Annotated in this window: 14 protein-coding genes and 1 pseudogene; 6 read left to right on the plus strand and 9 right to left on the minus strand. The window is 71.8% G+C overall.

Annotation, left to right across the window (positions count from 1 at the left end; translation table 11 throughout):
- Positions 1-4 precede the first annotated feature (4 nt).
- Both B086_RS0108285 and B086_RS39510 read right to left on the minus strand, forming a co-directional pair.
- Positions 5-1,597, minus strand: coding sequence for an NRAMP family divalent metal transporter (locus B086_RS0108285; RefSeq protein WP_018565946.1), 1,593 nt, complete (start codon positions 1,595-1,597; stop codon positions 5-7).
- Positions 1,598-1,938: 341 nt separating this feature from the next.
- On the minus strand, positions 1,939-3,144 hold the full coding sequence (locus B086_RS39510; protein ID WP_234029276.1) for a magnesium transporter MgtE N-terminal domain-containing protein: 1,206 nt from the start codon (positions 3,142-3,144) through the stop codon (positions 1,939-1,941).
- Positions 3,145-4,360: 1,216 nt separating this feature from the next.
- Between B086_RS39510 and B086_RS42655 the strand changes: the two are divergent.
- Positions 4,361-4,501 (plus strand): annotated as a pseudogene (locus tag B086_RS42655) (transcriptional regulator); the annotation flags it as partial.
- 188 nt (positions 4,502-4,689) lie between these two features.
- Here B086_RS42655 and dctA read toward each other — a convergent pair.
- The 4 genes from dctA to B086_RS41890 all read right to left on the minus strand — a co-directional run bounded on the left by dctA (position 4,690) and on the right by B086_RS41890 (position 9,634).
- Entirely contained in the window at positions 4,690-6,072 is a 1,383-nt protein-coding gene (gene dctA, locus B086_RS0108300; protein ID WP_051115783.1) for a C4-dicarboxylate transporter DctA, read from the minus strand.
- 229 nt (positions 6,073-6,301) lie between these two features.
- On the minus strand, positions 6,302-7,360 hold the full coding sequence (locus tag B086_RS0108305; protein ID WP_018565950.1) for a tartrate dehydrogenase: 1,059 nt from the start codon (positions 7,358-7,360) through the stop codon (positions 6,302-6,304).
- A gap of 73 nt (positions 7,361-7,433) precedes the next feature.
- Positions 7,434-8,318 carry a LysR family transcriptional regulator gene (locus B086_RS0108310; RefSeq protein WP_018565951.1) on the minus strand — a complete coding sequence of 295 codons (885 nt, stop codon included), beginning with the start codon at positions 8,316-8,318 and terminating at the stop codon, positions 7,434-7,436.
- Positions 8,319-8,647: 329 nt separating this feature from the next.
- Positions 8,648-9,634, minus strand: coding sequence for a hypothetical protein (locus B086_RS41890; RefSeq protein WP_018565952.1), 987 nt, complete (start codon positions 9,632-9,634; stop codon positions 8,648-8,650).
- 768 nt (positions 9,635-10,402) lie between these two features.
- Here B086_RS41890 and B086_RS39520 point away from each other — a divergent pair.
- A complete protein-coding gene (locus B086_RS39520) occupies positions 10,403-12,886 on the plus strand; it encodes a helix-turn-helix transcriptional regulator (RefSeq protein ID WP_018565953.1) in 2,484 nt (827 codons plus the stop codon).
- Positions 12,887-13,627: 741 nt separating this feature from the next.
- Positions 13,628-14,119, plus strand: coding sequence for a carboxylesterase family protein (locus tag B086_RS46190; protein ID WP_420712543.1), 492 nt, complete (start codon positions 13,628-13,630; stop codon positions 14,117-14,119).
- Here B086_RS46190 and B086_RS0108330 read toward each other — a convergent pair.
- Both B086_RS0108330 and B086_RS0108335 read right to left on the minus strand, forming a co-directional pair.
- Positions 14,018-15,058 carry an erythromycin esterase family protein gene (locus tag B086_RS0108330; protein WP_018565955.1) on the minus strand — a complete coding sequence of 347 codons (1,041 nt, stop codon included), beginning with the start codon at positions 15,056-15,058 and terminating at the stop codon, positions 14,018-14,020. The genes B086_RS46190 and B086_RS0108330 overlap by 102 nt on opposite strands.
- Positions 15,055-16,083: an iron-siderophore ABC transporter substrate-binding protein gene (locus B086_RS0108335; RefSeq protein ID WP_026252224.1), complete on the minus strand. Its 1,029-nt coding sequence runs from the start codon at positions 16,081-16,083 to the stop codon at positions 15,055-15,057. Before B086_RS0108335 ends, B086_RS0108330 begins: the two co-directional genes overlap by 4 nt.
- 241 nt (positions 16,084-16,324) lie before the next feature.
- On the opposite strand from B086_RS0108335, the gene B086_RS42665 reads away from it, so the two are divergent.
- Positions 16,325-16,621, plus strand: a complete 297-nt coding sequence (locus tag B086_RS42665) for a hypothetical protein (RefSeq protein WP_018565957.1) — start codon at positions 16,325-16,327, stop codon at positions 16,619-16,621.
- Positions 16,622-16,683: 62 nt separating this feature from the next.
- On the opposite strand, the gene B086_RS0108345 is transcribed toward B086_RS42665, so the two are convergent.
- Entirely contained in the window at positions 16,684-17,853 is a 1,170-nt protein-coding gene (locus tag B086_RS0108345) for a LysR family transcriptional regulator (protein ID WP_324604220.1), read from the minus strand.
- Here B086_RS0108345 and B086_RS41900 point away from each other — a divergent pair.
- Positions 17,831-18,310 (plus strand): hypothetical protein, encoded by a 480-nt coding sequence (locus B086_RS41900; RefSeq protein ID WP_018565959.1) that lies wholly within the window; start codon positions 17,831-17,833, stop codon positions 18,308-18,310. The two genes, B086_RS0108345 and B086_RS41900, sit on opposite strands and share 23 nt — an antisense overlap.
- Before the next feature lie 338 nt (positions 18,311-18,648).
- The gene (locus tag B086_RS0108355) at positions 18,649-19,863 is read left to right on the plus strand and encodes a glycosyltransferase (protein WP_026252225.1); all 1,215 of its coding nucleotides are present in this window, start codon (positions 18,649-18,651) and stop codon (positions 19,861-19,863) included.
- Positions 19,864-20,074: the final 211 nt, after the last annotated feature.

Consider the following 20,074-nt stretch of genomic DNA (forward strand, 5'->3'; position numbering starts at 1 on the left):
CTGCTCAGCCGAGCTGGACGGCCTTGACCAGCAACAGCAGCGCGGCGACGACCAGGTAGCCGCGCAGGAGGCTCATCCCCAGTCTCATGCCGGGCGACCAGGTGACCGGTTTCAGCAGGGCGAGAGGCGGCATGCGCCAGCTCTCACGTTCACGACGCGGTACCTCCGGGGTCCGGCGGGTGGCCGGCGGCCGTCGGCCACGACCGAGCCGCAACCACACTCCGGCGGCGATGAGCCCGACGACCAGGACCCCGGCCAGCCAGACCGCGACCAGAGCGGTGTTCAGCGAGGGGAACAGGGTGGTCGCGACGAGGACCTCGGACAGCATGAGGAGTACCGCGATGATCACTGCGGCCAGGAGGTTGAGCCAGTGTGGATTGGTCCATGGGCCGAGGACCGCCCGGTCGTTGCACAGCAGGAGCAGGAAGACGCTGGCGGAGGGCAGCAGCAGTCCGGCCAGCGCCTGCACCGTGGTGGTGATCAGCCCCAGGGGAGCGTGGGGGACGAGCACGATCGCGGCGGCGCCCAGGACCATCGCGGCGTAGGTGGAGTAGAAGGCCTTGGCGTCGCCGAAGCTGCGGTGCAGGGAGTGGCGCAGATGGAACACGTCGCCGAAGGCGTAGCTGGTGGCCAGGGTGACGGCAGCGGCGCCGATGACCGAGGCGTCCAGCAGCACGAGGGCGAACAGTGCCCCGAGGACGCGGCTGTGCCCGCCGAGCGCGTCGGCGATTCCCAGTGCGTCCGAGAAGTGCCCGGCGGCGCTCGTGCCCCGCACGGCGTAGTCGGCCACGAGCACGATCGCGACGGCACCGCCGACCACGACCAGGGAGCCCAGCATGGTGTCGGCCCGCTCATGGGCGATGAACCGGGGGGTGATGCGCTTGTCGATGATGTTGGACTGCTGGAAGAAGAGCTGCCAGGGGGCGACGGTGGTGCCGACGATCGCGATGATCAGCAGTACCGCCCCGGACGTCACGCCGCCCTGGACGCCCGGGACGAGAAGGTGGTGGGCGGCCGCGCCGTAGCGTGGGTGCGACAACAACGTCAGCGGCACCAGCAGGACACTGACGGCGATGAAGGCGAACATCGCGCGTTCCCAGCGCCGGAAGCTGCCGGTGGCGGTGATCGCGACGAGTGCGAGAGCGTCCAGGGGTACGGCGACGTACTTGCTGATGCCGAAGTAGCCGAGGGCGAGCGAGACGCCGATGAACTCGGTGACGATCGTCAGGAAGTTCAGCACGAACAGGTCGCCGACACTGAACCAGCCCCAGAACCTGCCGAACCTCTCGTTGATCAGCCGGGCGTGCCCGACACCGGTCACGGCGCCGAGCCGTACCACCATCTCCTGGTTGACGATGAGAACGGGGATGAGCAGCAGCAGCACCCACAACAGGCTGTAGCCGTAGTTCTGGCCCGCCTGGGCGTACGTGGAGATGCCCCCGGCGTCATTGTCACCGACCATCACGATCAGACCGGGGCCGACGATCGCCAGGAAGGTCAGCAGCCGCCGCTTCAGGCCCCGGCCGATGTCCGCCTCCTGCAACCGGATGTGCCCCAGGGCACCCTCGATGTCGCCGAGGTGGGCCGTGTCCAGCACCGCGGCCGGGGGCGACCGGGGAGCGGCCGCAGGCCGGGGTTCGGGCGGAGGCGTCGTCGGAGCGGCGTCCTCGCCGGGCCTGCGGCGGCGCGGCGGCGCACCGCGCTCGGCGGGGCCGGGGCCGGGGCGGCCGTGACCGGAAGGCGGGGTTCCGGGCCCGGTGTCCGGCGCGGGAGCGTGTCCCTCCGCACCGGGCGGGCCGCGTCGGTCGGCAGGCGCGGGAGGCGCAGCGGGAGGAACGGAAGGCGCAGCGGGAGGAACGGGAGAGGCCGGAGGGACGGGAGGGGCAGGCTGGCGGCGGGGCGGCTGGGGCTCGTTCATGGTGAGGACTCCCTGCGGCATCAGGAGACGGCGTTGCTCTCGGGTCCTTCCGTGCGGTGAGCGTCCGGGGGCGGCGCGACCTCCCGGCGCCGCCAGTCCTCCGGCAGCGTCGCTTCCAGAACGTCGTCGATGGTGATGACGCCGAGCAGGACTCCCTCCTCGTCGACGACCGGCAGGGTGAGGAGGTTGTAGTCGGCCATCAGCAGCGTGACGTCCACCAGATCGGTGTCCGGACCGACCCGCACGGGGTCCGTCTCGCTCACTTCCCCGAGCCGGACGGCGCCCCGCGTCTGAAGGAGGGCGACGAGAGAGGCGAGGGCGAGCAGGCGCCCCGCGCCGTCGACGGTGTGGACGGTGGTCAGCGCCTGCGGCTGGAGCCGGCGCGCGTCCCGGACAGCGGCCACGGCCTCGCGCACCGTCGCGTCCGCCGAAAGGGCCAGGAAGTCCATGCCCATCAGACCTCCCGCACTGTCGGGGCTGTAGCCCATCAAGGTCAGCACCTTCGCCCGCTGCCCGGCTGGCAGCAGGTCCAGCACCGGACGGCGGCGGCGCTGGCGAAGATCGTCGATGGCGTCCGCGGCGTCGTCCGCGCGCATCCGGGTCAGGACGGCGGCGATCTCCTCGTCCGTCCGGGCATCCAGCAGCCGGGACGCCCGGTCCTCCTCCAGTTCCTCGAAGACGTCCGCCTCCAGCTCCGGATCCTGCCGGACGTCACCGAGGATCTCGCGCTCCTCGTCCCGGGAGGCGTCCTCCAGGAGGTCGGCGATCTTCGCCGGCCGCAGGCGACGGATGCGGGCCGTGGGACGGCGGGCGAGAGCGCTGCGGCTGTGCCCGATCAGCGGCTCGAACTCCTTCCAGTCCTGCCAGTCCCGGAGCCCGTGCACCGCCGAGTGCCCCCGGGGGAGCCCCGGCAGCCGATGGGGCCGACGAGTGTCCACACACGACACCAGCCACTTCCCGTCGCGCCAGATCAGCTCCACGTCGGAGGCCCGCACCAGGCGGGCTTCGGCGACGTCGATCAGCCGGTGCCCCAGCACATCGGCGCGCAGGAGCACCTCGCCCGCCCGGCGTTCGAAGGGGCGGAGATCCAGCCGGGCGCTGGCCAGCCGCACCCGGCCCTCGCTGTCCAGGGCTGACACCTGCTCGACCGGGACGAACAGCGGTCGGCGGCCCACACCGACCACCACCCCCGTCACCCACGGGTAGTCCGCGCCGCGCAACCTCACGATCACATCGGCCAGACGGCCGAGTACCTGCCCACCACGGTCCGCCACAGGTCGCCTGACCAGCGACGAGAGGGGAACGCCGGGCAGCTGCCGCTGGTGGGCGGGTTGCCGTGGCGCGGACGGACTGCCGGTCATCACTCTGCCCTGCCGATCTCGGCGGCACGTGGGCCCGCCGCCTGCGGGACGTCACGAGGCCATACGTCCATGGTCCGTCCGGAACATATGAAAGACCTCTTCCCGGTGGTGCCGGACCGCCCGCGCCGCCCGCTCGGGCAGGAGGTACCCGGCACGGACCGCTCAGTCCGCTGCATACGCGGTGACCTGCCCGGAGACCGACGACAACACCCCCGCCACGAAGCGACCGCCCCCGGCCGCCCGACCGGGCCGTCACCCGCGGCCCGCCCGGACGATGAACACAAGAAACTGGTGAGGATCGTCCGGCCGGCCGGGATGAGGTCTCGATGGCGAGCACCGCCCCGCCCACGCTGTCCTGCGGGGCCGGACTCTGCCCCGCAGGACAGCCGCGGAAGGTGAGACCATGGAGGCAGTAGCCCTGATACGGCCTGTCATCCGAACGGGACAGGCACGCGGCAAGCGCCCGGCGTACGGGCGGCCCCTTTCAGCGACTGCGCGTGCCCGAGGACTCCGGTCCGGCCGGCAGAGCCGCCCGTCCAGGGCGACGAAAGGCTTCAGATGCGAGCGAATCCCCACGTCCTCCCCAGCGGACGCATGACGGAGTGGCTGCTTCCCTTCTGGACACAGCACCCCGGGACCGGTCACGCATGGGTGGCTGCCCTCGTGCTGACCGCCGCCCTTGTCACCCTGTCCGTGGGCACCGTGCTGCGGCAGTCCCTCGCGCGACGGGGCGGACGGAACCCACCGGCCCGGCCTGCCGGTCCGGTCGGCACGACCTGGTTCGCTTCCCACGCCCTGGACGGTTTTCCGGAGGAGGCGGCACGGGCCGTCTCAGACGCACCGAACGGGCCACCTATCGAACGCATGTACGCAGCATGGATCCTGGCCACCGCCCAGACCCCGGAGACCAGTGCCGCATGGCTGCAAAGGAACCTGGCCCTTCCGGCACACGCCGCGCGCCTCATCGTCGAGGCCGCCGAAGAACACCGCCAGGCCCCGGCGGAACCCCGGAACGCGGCCTCCCCGCTGCGGACACCAGGGGAGCGCAGATCTCCCCCAGGCGGCTGACCTCGCAGCTCCCGTGCTGTCCAACACCCCCGCGCGCGTCGTCACCGACCTGCACGAGCCCCTGGTGGAGAACGACTTGGCCCCGCCCCTGCTCGGCAGGACCCCGGCACACCGCGGCCCGGCGGCGACCTTCGTGTACCGCCGGTTCACCGACCTGTAGGCGCGGGAGATCCTCGGGATCGCTCCGCTCTTGCTGCGATCCGGACACCGTCGGCTTCGTCCGGGCTGGAGCAGACCGAGCCCAGGTGCCCGGCCGAGTGCGGGCCGGGCACCGAGGCGGCGTACGCGTCGGGCGTCCGCCTGCCCGGGCCTGGCGCGACATGAGGCCCGGGACGTCTGTGGTCAGACGTTCGAGGGTTGCTGAGCGGGCAGGCCGGTCGACGGGTTCACGGCCGGCTGCGGTGACGGCTCGGGCAGCGGGTCGGGCTCTCCGGTCCGCAGGACCGTCACCACGTGTGCGGTGTCGAGTGCTTTCTCCCAGCGGGCGACGACGAGAGTGGCGACCGCGTTGCCGGCGAGGTTGGTCAGGGCGCGGCATTCGGACATGAACTTGTCGATCCCGAAGATGAGCATGATGCCGGCGGCGGGGACGGTGCCGACGGTGGAGAGGGTGGCGGCCAGGGCGATGAAGCCGGCCCCCGTGATCCCGCCGGACCCCTTGGAGGCGAGGATCATGACGGCGAGCAGGCTGAGCTGCTGGCCGATGCTGAGGGGGGTGTCGGTGGCCTGGGCGATGTAGACGGCGGCGAGGGAGAGGTAGATGGAGCTGCCGTCGAGATTGAAGGAGTAGCCGGTGGGGACGGTGAGGCCGACGATGTCGCGGCGGATGCCGAGTCCTTCGAGCTTGACCATCAGCCGCGGCAGCGCGCTCTCGGAGGACGAGGTGCCCAGGACGAGGAAGAACTCCTCGCGCAGATAGCGCAGCAGCCGGAAGATGTTCAGCCGCAGGGCGGCGGTCACCGCGCCGAGGACCACGATCACGAAGAACGCGGAGGTGCCGTAGAACAGGCCGATGAGCCGGCCGAGGCTGGTCAGGGTGGAGATGCCGTACTTGCCGATGGTGTAGGCCATGGCCCCGAAGGCGCCTACGGGGGCGGCCAGCATCACGTAGTGCAGGATCTTGAAAATCACGGAACTGAGGCGCTGGACGCCGTCGACGAGGGGCTCTCCGACGGGCCCGACGGCTTTGAGGGCGACGCCGAAGAGGACCGAGAAGAAGATGACCTGGAGGATGTCGCCCTCGGCGAAGGCGCCGACGGCGCTGCTGGGCACGAGGTCGGTGAGGAAGTGCCACCAGTCCTGGTTCTGGCCGTCCTTGACGTACTGGCTCGCGTCTCCTTCCAGGTGGAGGTCGCCGGGGTGGGCGTGGACGCCGGCGCCGGGCTGGAAGACGTTGACGGCGACGAGGCCGACGAGCAGGGCGACGAGGGTGCCGACCTGGAAGTAGAGCAGGGATTTGAGGCCGACGCGGCCGACCCGGCCGAGGCTGTCGACGCTGCCTATGCCCGCCACGACGGTCAGGAAGACGATCGGCGTGATCAGCATCTTGATCGCGGCGACGAAGGTGGTGCCGACCGGTTCCAGGGCGGTGCCGACGCCGGGCCACAGCCAGCCCGTGAGGACGCCGGTGACGATGGCGGTCAGCACCCAGCAGTACAACTGCCGGTACCAGGGCTTGTGTGCTGCCTCGGCGGGCTCTGACGTGCAGGTCGCGGGTGCTGCCATGGCGTTTCTCCTCGTCGAGGAACGGGGCGCGACCGGGGCGCAACCGGGGTGTGGACCGGCCTTCGGCGCGGGTGGACCGGTGCGGCGTGCGGCCAAGGGGAAGAAGGGGCGGGCCGGGAGCCCGCGCGGGAGGGAGCGGCGTCGTCCACGCGGCCCCGGCGGCTGCTGCGCGGCAGCGGCCTTCGCGGACGTCCGCCGTGCGGTCCGCTCGTCGCACCGGGCGGGCGGGTCAGAGCAGTTCGAGGAGCTTGTCGGTGAACTCGGCGGTGGTGGCGGTGCCGCCGAGGTCCCGGGTGCGGACGTCCGTCTTGGCCAGGACGGCGGCGATCGCGTCGGTGATGTCCTTGGCGGCGTCCGGGTGACCGAGGTGGTCGAGCATCATGCCCGCCGCCCAGATCGCGCCGAGCGGGTTGGCGATACCCTGCCCGGCGATGTCGGGCGCGGAGCCGTGCACCGGCTCGAACATCGAGGGGAACTCCCGCTCGGGGTTGAGATTGGCGGCCGGGGCGATACCGATCGACCCCGCGACCGCGGCGGCCAGGTCGCTGAGGATGTCCCCGAAGAGATTGGAGCCGACGACGACGTCGAACCGGGCCGGTTCGAGCACGAACTTGGCCGCCAGGGCGTCGATGTGCTCCTGGTCCCAGGACACCTCATCGAAGTGCTCGGCCCGCTCGGCGACGAGCTGGTCCCAGAACGGCATGGTGTGCACGATGCCGTTGGACTTCGTCGCGGACGTCAGCCGGCCACGGCGGCGGGCGGCCAGGCCGAAGGCGTAGTCCAGGACACGGGTGACCCCGGCCCGGGTGAACACGGCCTCCTGCACGGCCATCTCGTCGTCGAAACCCCGGTTCAGCCGACCGCCGACCTCGCTGTACTCGCCCTCCACGTTCTCCCGGACCACGACGAGATCGACCTCACCGGCCACCGCGCCGCGCACCGGGCTGTCGATGCCCTCGAAGACCCGGATCGGGCGGAGGTTGACGTACTGGCGGAAACTGCGCCGGATCGGGATGAGCAGCCCCCACAGCGACACGTGGTCCGGCACCCCGGGACAGCCCACCGCGCCCAGCAGGATGGCGTCCTTGTCACGGAGCCGGTCGAGCCCGTCCTCGGGCATCATCGCGCCCTCGCGCAGGTACCGCTCGCACGACCAGTCGTCGTAGGAGGTGTAGGAGAGGGTGAAGCCGTGCCGGCGGCCGAGGGCGCCGAGGACCCGCTGTGCGGGAGGCAGCACTTCGGCGCCGATGCCGTCACCGGGGATCAGGGCGATGCGGTGGTTCGTCATACGGTCGATTGCAGCAACGACCCGGTGACCGCGTCCAAGACACAAACCGAATCTGCCTTATAAGCACCACCTATCAGTCGCCGTCGGCGGTGACGGTCATGCTCCAGAACTCGGCGGCGGCCGGCGACAGCACACCCCGGCGGCTGACCAGTGACACCCGCAGCGCGGTCGCGGGCTCGATGTCCAGCACCTCGGCCCCCGTCTCCTGCGCGATGCCCCGCCAGGACTCCGTGACGACGGCAAGCCCGACGCCCGCCAGCACCAGCGGCAGCAGCGCCACCCGGTGCTCCGTCTCGACCGCCACGCTGAACTCGATGCCGTGGTCACGCAGGGAGTCGACGTAGGCCCGCATACCGGTACCGGGCTGTCCCACGATCAGCCGCTGCCCCGCCAGTTCCTCGCACCGCACCGTGCGCCGGCCACCGAACGGACCACCGGGCGGGGCCACCAGGACGAACCGCTGCTCATCCAGCACATGAGCGCGTACTTCCTTGTCCGGCACCTCACTCGCGGAGGCCAGCAGCCCCAGCTCCACCGCGCCCGTGCGCACCGCATCGATGACGTCCCGGGCGGTGAAGACGGCCTTGACCGCCGGAGTCACGCCCGGATGCCGCTGCCGGAACGACCGGATCAACGTGGTGAGCGGCTCCACCGCCTGGGACGGCATCGACGCCACATCCAGCCGTCCCTCCTTCAGCTCGCGCACCGAGGCAACACTTGCCCGAGCGATGTCCAGGCTCCGGACAGCGCCACGAGCGGGTTCGATGAGCGCCTTGCCCGCCTCCGTCAGTACCGCCCGGCGACCGATCCGGTGGAACAGCTCCGCCCCCAGATCACGCTCCAGCGCGCGCACGGCCTGCGACAACGACGGCTGCGACACATACAGGGCCGACGCGGCCCGGTTGAAGCCGCCCCGGTCGACGACAGCCAGGAAGTACTCCAACTGCCGGACATCCATACCGTTTCCCTCGCTCCGGCCGAGCTGCTTCGCGGGCGGGTGATCGCCAGGTACCGCTTCTCCAGCCAAGCGAACCCTAACGGGTCGACGTGGCCGTTCCCGGCACCCCGTCCGCCCCCGCATGCAACTGGCGGCCGCTACTGCATCCCTGCCCCCTTGCTGCCCTCTGCTCGGCAGCCGTCCTCTAGCCTGCCGCAGCGGACCCTGCACTGCCCCCTGACCCGGATCGTCGGCAACCCGACCGCACTCGGCGGCGACCGCGCGCATCGCGGCCGCCGTCCCGGCACCGCGGGACCACATGGCGGCGCGGGACAGCCGGGGACAGCCCGTCAGCCGACGGCCAGCCAGTGGTCGTAGGCGTTCACCATGCGGTAGGTGCGGGTGGGGCAGTAGAAGGCGCTGTTCGGTGCGTCGTACCCGGTGTCGGAGTTGGCCGGGGAGGCCGCCGCCCAGACACCGTTGGTGCGCACCGATATGTTCGCGGATTCGAAGGTGATGCCCGACATGGCGTCACAGGAGCCGGACCGGCCCGAGGACCCGACCGTGGAGTAGAGCTCGTAGATGTCCCAGCCGTCGTAACGGGCCTGCGTGGTGCCCGACTGGGTGTACAGCCGGTCCCAGCCGCCGGTCCGGTAGTTGTACAGGTCGGCGGCCCAGGTGTTGGTCGCCGCGGACGTCTTGACGACCCGTCCGGTGTAGGCGCTGGTGCGGCCGTCGCTGTAGGTGTTCAGAAAGGCGCTGTCGATGGGCACCGACGCCTTGAAGGTGACGCTGCGGCACCAGTCCCAGGCGGACACCGATGCCTCGCCCTGGTTGTAGACGGTGACCAGCTCGATGCACGAGCCGCCCGCCGGGTACATGGTCGGGGTGTAGATGGTGGTACCGGCGTCTCTGACACGTACCTGGGTGGAGACGGACTGTGTGGCGCAGGCGCCGTCGCTGCCCTGAAGCTGCTTGAACGCGGTGCCCTGTGCGGGGTGGATGGTCGCCGCCATCGGCTTGCCGTCTGTCCGGGAGCCGCCGGGAGCGGCCTGGGCGCCCTTGCCGGCCACGTAGCCGCGCGCCGCCCGGTGTTGCCGCGTCAGCGGGCCGAGCCGACGCGTCACCTCGCCGGGAGAGCGCGCGCCTGCCACACCCTGGCCGGAGAGCGCACCTGACGTGCACAGCCCGGCGACGGCGGGGGCCGCCGAACGGCTCGTCGTGACGGCGGAGTCCGCGGTTCGAGCGCCGTCGTACGCGCTCGCGGTGCCCGTACCCGCCGACAGTGCGACGACGGCGCAGGCCACGATCGTGGGCACGGCTTCGAGTGACTTCATGATGCGGTTCCTTACTTGGCGCACGAGCGGAGCGGAGGCGCCAGGCGGGGGGATGGACGGTACGGTCGGCAGGGGCCAGCGCGGAGCGGTTCTCCCGGCGGCCAACAGGCTGCTGCGCCGGCGTACGCCCGTTCAATGCGGAGGGGCGAAATACGGATGCCCAGAGAATTCCTGCACCGGCTCGGAACACCGGTGGGTCCGGACCGGAGACCGGTGAAGCACGAGGATCCACCGCACCGGAAGGATCCGCACCGGAAGGATCCGCGGCGAAGGCCCGGTACGGCGCTCCTCGACTTCCGGAACGCGGGCGTCGGCACCGGCGAGGAGAGCACGGGAGGCGAGCCGGTCCGCCGTACCGGTGGCGCAGCACACCTCCGGAGATGTATGACATGTCCATGATTGAACTGCCCGATGGGCTGACAGGGGAGAGAGCACAGGTATGAGAGGACTGCCGGTTCACAGACAGGTGACGACCCCTGCGGCGGCTGCGTGGACGGAAGACGACAGACCGTGACGGTGCCGTTGGTGGAGGAGGAGGCATGCGCTGACCTGCTGCACCGAGTCCTGCGGCCCTCGGCTCGGTCATCGCTCGTCCTGGTGGTGGAAGGCGCCCCCGGGGTGGGCAAGTCACACTTGGTGCGTCGGCTGGGGACGGCGCGACCGGCCGGGGCGGAGTTGTCGTGCCTGTCCTGCGCCCGGCCTGTGGACGACGGTGTCCGGGCACGATGGGTACGGAGCGTCACCGATGCCCGGGGTCCCACGCTCGCGGTGGTCGAGGACGTCCACGCCGCCGATCCCGCCACCATGGCCGCTCTGCGCCGTCTGGTGCGGGACCTGCCGATCGGCGCGGTCCTGGTGATGACCTGCCGCCCCGATGAACTCCCCGTACCAGGAGGGCTGCTGGGCGAACCGCTCGACTGTCCGTCCCGGGTCCTGCTCGCACGGTGCCGGGTCGGGCCGCTGGACAAGGAGGCGACAGGGAGGCTGGCCGACGACCTGCTGAGCCTGCCGTGCGAGCAGGAAGCGGCGGACCGGCTGTGCGAACTCACCGGCGGCATCGCGCAGGTGGTGGTGGAGACACTCGTCCAGCTCGCGTCCTCGACACGGCAGTCAGGTCCGCTGACGGTCGAGGACACGGCGCGGCTCGGTCCTCCGGTCCGGCTGGCGGAGGCGACCCTGTCCCGGACACAGGCCGTGGCCGCCGAGCACCGTCCCCTGATACGCGCGGCAGCCGTCCTCGCCGAGCCCGCCTCGGAGGCGGAACTGGTGGCGGTGTCGGGTCTGGAACCGGCCACCGGGCGCGTGGCGCTGCTCGCCGCCCTCTCGGTGTCCGCGATCGACGAGCAGGGACCGGACCGCTACGGTTTCGGCATCCCCCTCGCGGCCCACGCGGTGGCCGCTGCCCTCCCCGGGCCCCTCCGGCGTGACCTGCACGCCCGCGCCGCCCACGTCCTGAGGCAGCGCCAGGACACACCCTGGCCGTCCGTGGCGGCACACCTGCGGGCGGCCGGACGGCAGCGCGGCCGGTGCAGGGCGGTGGAACGCGCCTTGACGGCGCACCTGCGTGACGGGCGCCCGAAGGAGGCGGCGCTCCTGCTCGGTCAGACCCTTGCGGACAACGCCATGACACCGGCCGATCGGTCCAGGCTGGCCGTCGGCCAGCTGCGGCACATCGCCGCGGCCCTGCCCCCCGACGCCGCCAGAACCCTGTTGGACACCCTTGCCGACGCGAAGGCCCTTCCGCCGCAGATCCGCGGCCACGCGAGCGTCCTGCGCGGATTGTTCCTGTGCACACCGGCCCCGCTCGACCGCGACGACTGGCTGCGCCTGGAGCAGATCGTCCACTCCCTGCCGGGCGACACGGAACTGGTCGCACGTGTGACATCGGGTATGTCGATGCCCCACTGGCCCGGCATCTCCCTCACCGAGCACCGCCACTGGCTGGAGCAGGCCGACGCGGCGGCGGCCGTGACGTCCGACCCGGTGACACGAGCCGCCGTCGCCGCCAACCGCGTCTCCCTGCTGCTCACCCTCCAGGACGCCGCCGTACGCCGCACACTCGACGCCGCACCTCCCGAGGACGAGCTCCCCGAACAAGCACGGCACCGGGTGCGGGGACTGTGCAACGCGGCCGACGCATCGGTGTGGCTCGGGCGCTACGACGACGCCCGCGACCTGCTCGACAGCGCACAGGCACTGGCCGACCGCCGCCAGGCGGGGCATCTCACCGGCCACACCATCCGCAGCAGCACACTGTTGCTGCGCTGGTTCACCGGTGACTGGGCAGGTCTGGCGGCCCTCGCCGAGCACCTGGCCGCCGAGAGCGCCGACGTCCCGCTCCTCTGCGACGAGGCGTACGCCGTACTGGCCTCGCTGGCCCTGGCGCGCGGCGCCTGGCCGGAGGCGGAGCAATGGCTGGACCGATGCGGGGGAGCCGGTCGGCAGCTGGTCCCGCTGTCGATGGTCGCCTCCACCGTCCGCATCAGGCTGGCACTGGCCCGGGAAGACCATGTCGCGGCCTGCGCCGAGGCCGCGGCGGCCTGGTCCCGGCTGCGCGGAAAGGCCATCTGGGCGTGGGCGGCGGAGGTGGCGCCCTGGGCCGTGACCGCGGCCGTGCGCGCAGGCCGGGTCTCCGTCGCCCAGCAGATGGCGACGGAGTTCACCGTCGGTGTGACCCCGCCGCACTCTTCCCTGGTGGCAGCCGCGCAGCGCTGGTGCCGTGCCGCACTGGCCGAGGCCCGGGACGACCTCGTCGGAGCGGCCGACGACTACCGGGCCTGCGCCGACCTGTACGCGGCTGTGCCCCGGCCCTACTCCGCGATCCTCGCCACTGAGGCCGCTGCCGCCTGCGCTCTGGCGGTGGACGCCTCGGACCGAGCGGCGATCCAGCAACTGACCGACTCGGCAGGCCACTTGGCCGGACTCGGAGCTGCCTGGGACGCGTCCCGGGTCCGGGCGCGCGTCCGCCCTCTCGTCACCGTGCCGAGCGCACGTCCGGGCCGGCCCGCCTACCGCGACTGCCTCTCGCCGCGTGAACACGAGGTCGCGCACCTCGCGGGACAGGGCCTGACCAACAGAGAGATAGCCAGCACCCTCCACCTTTCCCCGCGGACCGTGGAACACCATGTGGCCAACGCCATGCGCAAGCTCTCCGTGTCCTCGCGCAGACAACTCCACTCCTGGGCGGGCCTTTCCGAGGCGTCCTCCGGCGGACCGGGCCGCCGAGCCGCCGGCCCTGCGACACCGAGCTGATGGACCGGCCCGGGACACGCAGGCCGCTTCGAGCTACGGGCCCGGCCCGGCCGCGGGCACGCCGCCCGGCCCGGCCGGACGCCCAGGGTCAGCGCGGGCCCTGCGAGCGCGTTGTACAGCAGTACACGCCGGCCGGAGGGAACGAGCCGGTCCTTGCCGCCATGCACGGCAACCGCCCGCGACGAGCAGGGGCCTGAGTCCGGGGGTGGGCTTCACGAACTTCACGAACTTCGTCTCCATGGCCGGTGCCCCCCGTTCGGGATGCTCCGGTGCGCTGACGACGCCGATCAGCATGCCCTCGGGTCTGCCGGGCCCGATGTGGTTCATGACGGGAGGGCGCCTCGTTCGTCCGGGAGACGCCGATGGGTCCGTGGCAGTCCATGAGGCAGCGGATGTTCGGCGGCTCGTCGCTGACGCGCTGGTCACCCTCCGTGAGGCGCGTGGGCGCCGTGGTGCGGCCGTCTGAGGAGTCGCCTCCGGAAGGGGCCAGAACATGCGCGCGCAAGGGGTGGCCGTCCGTGCGGGCGTACTCGACGCTCGCGGACGTACCGGCGTGCCGGGGGCTGGTCCGTGGTGACGACGCGCATGCCGTCGCCGGACCTCGCGCTCTCGGGGAACTCGGTGCGAGGTGCCCGACTCCGCGGAGGACTGCCTCTACCTCAACGTCACCACCCCCGCCGTAGGAGCGGCCGGCCCCCGGCCGGTCGCGGGTTCGGCGGCGATCCCGGCAATGTCACGCTCATGGGCGAGTCCTCCGGCGGCGCGAGCGTGTGCGCGCGGCTCACCTCTCCCGACGCCGCGGGACTCTTCCACCGCGCGGTAATCGAGAGCGGCTCGTGCCTGGAGAGCTGGCCCAAGAACACGCTCGCCTCCGGCGACCCCGCCGCCACCTATTTCGCCCCGCAGAACGAACTCGCCGCCAAGGGCCGCGGCGCGCTCGGCTGCCGCACACTGAGGTGCTGCCGTCCGGTGCCGGGGATCCTGGGCAGTGCGTCGAGGGCGACGGCGGTGAAGAGCGGGTTGGTGGCCGTGACCGGCTGTGCGACGCCGTGGCGGAGGACGTGGAAGCCGGCGCGGCCGCCGGCCCACCACTCGCAGCACGGCATCCGGCGGGGCTGCATCCCGCCGGGCTCAGCGGATGTGTCCGGCCGGGCTCAGCGTGGGGGTGTAGAGGACGGCGTCGAACGCGGTGGCGGTGTCGACGAGCGGCGCGTCGGGGTGCGCCGCCGGTGACTTGTCGGCCGTGGCCGGCTGCCACGGTCTCAGGTCGAACACCACAGACCCGGCAGATCCGGTGAGCGGGGCGGGGGCGGGGACGCCGACGACGCCAGACGATCCGGCCCTCGTCAGGTCGTGCAGCCTGCGGCTCAGCTCCCGGTAGCGGCCCAGTGGGTACCGTACGGTCGGGTCGCCGTCGCGCCACACGGCGCCGACCGCGCGGAAGCGGCCGAGTTCCCGTCGGGCGAGGTGTGCGCCGAGCGAGCCGGTCACGCGCCGGTCGAGGTGTTCCACCTGTTCGAAGAGGAGGATCCGGCCGTCCGGGTGGCGGCGTGCGACCTCCTGGAGCGTCAGGTACTGGGCGGCGTCGCGGACGGCGAGGTCGCGGTGGTCGCCACCGGCGGCGCGGTGCTCCAGCAGGAGGCGGTGGAGGTGGGCGGCGTGCGGACGGTCGGCGGGGTCGTCGAGCACGGTGTGCCGCGGTGCTTCGCCCGGTTCCTCGGGGGCTGTGCCGTACATCTCCAGTCCGTAGAACCGTACGTGCCGGGCGGGGTCGAGAGTGGTGTTGTGCCGTCGCAGCCAGCGCAGCAGCGCGCGGTTGTCCGGCAGGGGTGTCCTGCTCCAGGACCACATGCCGGTGACGGCGGCGGGGGTGGGCTCGTCCGGGCCCAGGCCGCGGATGTACGCGTCGGTGGGCCGGGACAGCGCGAAGTTGGTCTCGGCGGCGATGGCCCGGACCGCGTGCCGCTCGACGAGGTGGCGGACGACCGCGTTGCGGGCGGTGAGGTACTCGGTGCGCAGGTGGACGCCTTCCGACCAGCCGAGGACACGGGCGTCGGCGGCCAGTTCGCCGAGGAGTGCCGCGCACCGGCCGTCGAGCGGCGGCGGGGCGCCGGCCGGGTCCGGCCCGGTGTCCTCGGCTGTCCGCCCCGGCCGTCGGCGCCCTGTGGTCACGAGGTCTTTCCCTTGGCCGCTGTGCTCAGCAGCGGCAGGTAGCGGTCGAGCATCCACGGCAGGCTCAGTACCGACACGGCGCTGGTCGCGTAGACCATCGCGGGGTCGGTGAGGGGCACGTACCCGCCGCGTTCGACGGCGGGCATCCGCCGGAACAGCGTATTGGCCTCCAACTGCTGTTGTACGGGCTTGCTGAGGTACCAGGAGACCAGGACGTCGGAGTCGATCGAGTCGAGTTTCTCCAGGCTCAGCTGGGCGGCGAAGGACTTGGCGCTCGACGGCAGGCTCGGGGAGACGGTGAAGCCCAGCTGGTGCAGCAATTGCACCCGGGTGTCGGAGGAGAGGTAGAGGTTGTAGCTGCTGGTGGTCGTGCCGGAGCCGAAGGCGACGGTCTTGCCGGTGAACTCCGGATGCCGGGCCTTGGCGTCGGCGATCAGCTTGTCCGTCGACTTCTCCAGCGCGGCGGCCTCGGTGGACATTCCCAGCGCCTTGCCGACCAGCCGCAGTTGGTCCTGCCAGGAGGTCAGCCACGGCTTGCCGGGGTAGCCCACCGTCGGGGCGATGCGGCTGAGCTGCTGGTACTGGGCCCCGGTGAGGCCGGAGTCGACCGCGAGGATGACGTCCGGGCGCAGCGCGGCGATCTGCTCGTACGGCACCTCGCCGGTGGCGTACTTCAGCAGCGTCGGCTCGGCACCGTGCAGTTTCGGCGCGTCCCACGGCAGGATCCCGGTCTTGTCCCCGGTGTCCCCGCTCATGTCCTGCATGCCGACGGGGGTGACGCCCAGGGCCAGTGCCGCGTCCTGGCTGCCCCAGCCGATCGTGACCACGCGCTCGGGGCGGGCGGGGATGGTGGCCTTGCCGACGGCGGAGTCGATGGTGACGGGGAAGGCCGAGGAGTCGCCGGTGGTCGTCTTCCCGTCGGAAGAGGCGTGCGAGGGCGTCTTGCTGTCGCTCGAACAGCCTGCCGCTGCCAGGCAGAGGGCAGCCACCACGGCGGGAAGGATCCGGCCAGTCCAGGTTTTCATAAGGTGAGCCTAACCTAAGTTTCTTCTCCTCTCTTCGCCCCCCTCACCCCTCTTCCCTCACCGACCGGGCATCCGCGGAAGGCTCGGTCCCACCCCGACGCGGCTCCCGACATGTCCCAGCTGCCGTCGGGCTGGCCCGGCCGCCGTTCTGTCCCGGCCGGGGCGAACTTGGAGAAAGAGAGCCGGGCTGGTCCATTTCCGGCGCACTCACCCCGAGGCCGCCTGTCGGGCGCCCGAGCCGGTGGTCGAGCGGCAGTTTGCGGTCGCCGGGGCGCTGGCGCCCGCGGTCGAGGCGGTGGTGGCCAACCATGTGGACACCGACACGCCGGTGGTCGTGGAAGGTGACTACGTGCTCCCCGGTCTGGCGAGGCCCGGGGGTCTGGTGCGTGCGGTCTTTCCGGTGCTCGCCCCGCGTCCGTGGGCGGACCTCGTCGGTCGTGTCGTCGAGGCGGTCCGGGCTCCGGCGGGGGGCAGTTCCGCCCCGGCCCCCGGACCGCCCGCCAGCGTCGACCTCGCCCAGGGTCCGGCTGCACCCTGAGCGGCGGTAGCCCGGCCCGCTGAACGCACGGACGCCGCAGCGGAGCACCGTGCTGCGTGGAGTCAGCGGCCCGAGCCCGGCGTCGGCGTCCTTCGCAGTACTGTGCGGGCAGCGCGGCGGATGGCCTTGACCGTGGGTGTCGTGCGGTTCCTGGCCGTCCAGGCCAGGGCGGCGGTGCTGGGTGGTACATCCGACACCTCTACGTAGCGCACACCGGGGCGGGGGAAGAAGTTCCGTGCGGCGGCGGGCAGGAAGGCGATGGCTTCGCCGTGGGCGACGGCCAGGAACAGCGCCTCGACATCGTGAACAACTGGCCCGTAGCGCACGGGTGTGCCGTCCGGGCGTGGGTCGACGGCCCAGAAGTCCCACCACGTCCGGGGGCATTCGGGCGGGACGTCGACGACCGGGCGCCCTGCCAGTTCGGCCACGGTGACGCTGGCCCGGCCGGCGAGCGGGTCATCGGACGGCAGGCAGGCCACACGTGGCTCGGTGGCGAGCGTCAGGGTCTCGATGCCCGGCGGCATGGGGGAGACGAGGAAGACCACGTCGACCTCACCCTCGGTCAGCGCCAGGACATGGTGTGCGATGTCGAGACTGCACACGTCGAGCCTGAGATCGGGGTTCCGCGCACGGAGTTCCGCCAGAATGGCTCGTGTGTAAGGCTGTTGGGCCTCCGCTCCGATGGAGCCGATCGCCAGCCGGCCCTGGGTGTGCCGGACCTGAGTCTGCGCGACGCGGCGTACACGATCCACTGACTCCACCGCTGTCCGGGCTTCCGGCAGCAGCACCTGACCCGCCGGTGTGAGTTCCACCCGGCGACTCGAACGCGCCACCAGGCCCACGCCGAGACGCCGTTCCAGAGCACGGATCTGGCGGCTCAACGCAGGCTGGCTGATGAACATACGCCGTGCGGCATTCCCGAAGTGCAACTCCTCCGCCAGCACGACGAACAGACGCAACTGATGCACGCTCGGCTCACGGAAGGAGCCGGCTGCCGAGCCCTTCCCGCCGTCGGCTAAGCCGCCCTCTGCCGAGGTATCCATATCCATCACGGTATCAATCCCCCCTCGGTCGGCATCGGTCTTCTCTTTACCCTGCACGATGCGCTCGGACAGGATGGGTCCAGACCACTCATCGCCGCGCCGGAACCGCGGGCAGTCCACGCGCTGTCCGCGACAGGAACGCGGCGTCACCTCACTGGGGGAAGCGATGTCGTTATCGAAACGCGTCACGGGCACCGCGCTCGCCGTCGCGGCGTTGACCGGCCTGGGCCTGGCCGGCCCCGTCACCGCGCACGCCACGACGACTGGCCCGGCCGCGCGGCCGGGTGGGGCCACGGATCACGTGGCCGTCGACACGGCGGGGCCGCGAGCCGCGGGCGCCTGCTGGGACGCCGGGATGAAGGTGGACCTGGAGGTCATACCCCACGAGGCGTACTACTGCCGCAACACCGCGCCGACCGCGGTGTACGGAGGTCCCAATTACCTCAACCAGGTCGGAACGCTGAACACCAGCACCAGTTGGTTCGTCTGCCGGGATGACGGCGGCGCCCCCAACGGTGAGACCGGCCCCCATCCCACCCGGTGGCTGTACGTGGTGGCGGATTCACCGCACGGCAAGATCGGCTGGGTGCCGGACAAGCACATCATCAGCGAAACCGACCCGGTCGAGCCCTGCTGGCAGCCGTGAGCCGGCCCGCCTGGTAGTACATCGCCAGACGCTCCCCACACCCCACCCCGGCGCGTCAGGGCCGGAAAGCCGCCCAGCGCACCCACGTGCGGACCTCGAAACTCGACGGCTGGGCCGTGGTGAGGGGGCGAGGAGGATGCCGCCCCGGCGCGGCGCTCGCCGCGCCGGGGGGGGGCTCGCCGCGCCGGGGGGTGCGGGAGCCCACCTCGGGTGCGGGTGCCCGCCTCGCGTCATAGAAGGGGTGGTTGCTGTAACGACAGCACACATCGACTCTTGATCGCGGTAGCCAGGTGGCCGGCGGCGGTGGCCGGACGGCGCTCGCCGAGGAGAATCGCTCCATGCGAATTGTGATCGTCACCGCCGGTTCACGCGGAGACGTCGCGCCCTTCACGGGACTGGGGCGGCGTCTGCTGGATGCGGGCCATCAGGTCGCCGTGGCCGCTCACCCGTCCTTCGCCGCACTCGTCGGCGGGTGTGGTCTCGACCACCGGCCTGTGCCGGGAGACCCGCAGGGGCTGATCCGGGACTTGGCCCGGGCGGCGTCACGGAAGGAGGCTCAGGCGTTGACGAAGGCGTACGCGGACGGGCTCGCCGATGGGGTGGCGGAGGCCGTGGCCGGCAGAGCCGATCTACTGCTCACTGCTTTCGGACCGGCACCGCTCAGCCGGACGGCCGGCGAAGCATTCGGCGTCCCCGTCATCGGTACCTATCTCGCACCGTCCTTCGCCACCGGACAGTTCCCGCTGCCCAACGCACGGAGCATCGATGAGCTGGGGCCGGAGGGCAACCTCGCCGCCGGCCGGGATGTGCTGAAGCGCGCGGAAGGGGTCTTCGCGGGCGCCGTGACCCGCCTGCGTGCTCGTCTCGGCCTGCCCGCGGGCGCGTCCCCGGCGCCGGTGGACGTCCGGCCGGTCTTCCACGGCTTCAGCCCGCTGGTAGTGCCGCGCCCCGAAGACTGGCCGTCGTGGGCCGAAGTGGCGGGCTACTGGTGGCCCGCACGCCCGGACGGCTGGCACCCCCCGGCCGAACTGGTCGACTTCCTCCAGGCCGGTCCGCCCCCGGTGTTCATCGGATTCGGCAGTATGGCGGCGGGGCAGGGGGAACGGCTCAGTGAGCTGGTGGCAGCGGCGGTGAAGCGGACAGGCGTGCGTGCGGTGGTCCAGACGGGGTGGGCCGATTTGAACGGCTGCGGCGCCGACGTCCTGGCCATCGGCGACATCCCGCACGACTGGCTGTTTCCTCGCACCGCCGCTGTCGTCCACCATGCGGGGGCAGGTACCACCGCAGCCGGACTGCGGGCCGGCGTGCCCGCAGTGCCCGTTCCCGTCATGGCCGACCAGCCGTTCTGGGCATCTCGCCTCTACGCGCTGGGAGTTGCCCCACGGCCCGTGCCGTTCCAGGAACTCACCGCCAATTCCCTCAGCGACGCGATCACGACCTGCCTGTCCGAGCCGTCGCATCGTCGCCGCGCGGCCGAACTCGCCCGCCAGATCGCCGCAGAGGACGGCACCGCACCGCTGCTCGTCCACATCGGCTCGGAGAGCGCCGGGTGAAGCCGCATCGCGGTGCTGCGCCAGGCTGCCCGAGTCACTGTGCCGCATCCAGTGCTGCCGAAACATGCAGACAATTCGAACGCCGTTGTCCCCCCCCGGGTCCGCCTCCCAGAGCCATGGGTAGACGCGTGTCGTGCCCGCGCCGACCACCATGCCGAACAGGACGACGCAGATGGAAGGCTCCCGGTGCGCCGGACGACCAGTAGGCGCA

Source organism: Streptomyces sp. PsTaAH-124, assembly GCF_000373685.1.
In the GTDB taxonomy this organism is placed as follows: Bacteria; Actinomycetota; Actinomycetes; order Streptomycetales; family Streptomycetaceae; genus Streptomyces; species Streptomyces andamanensis.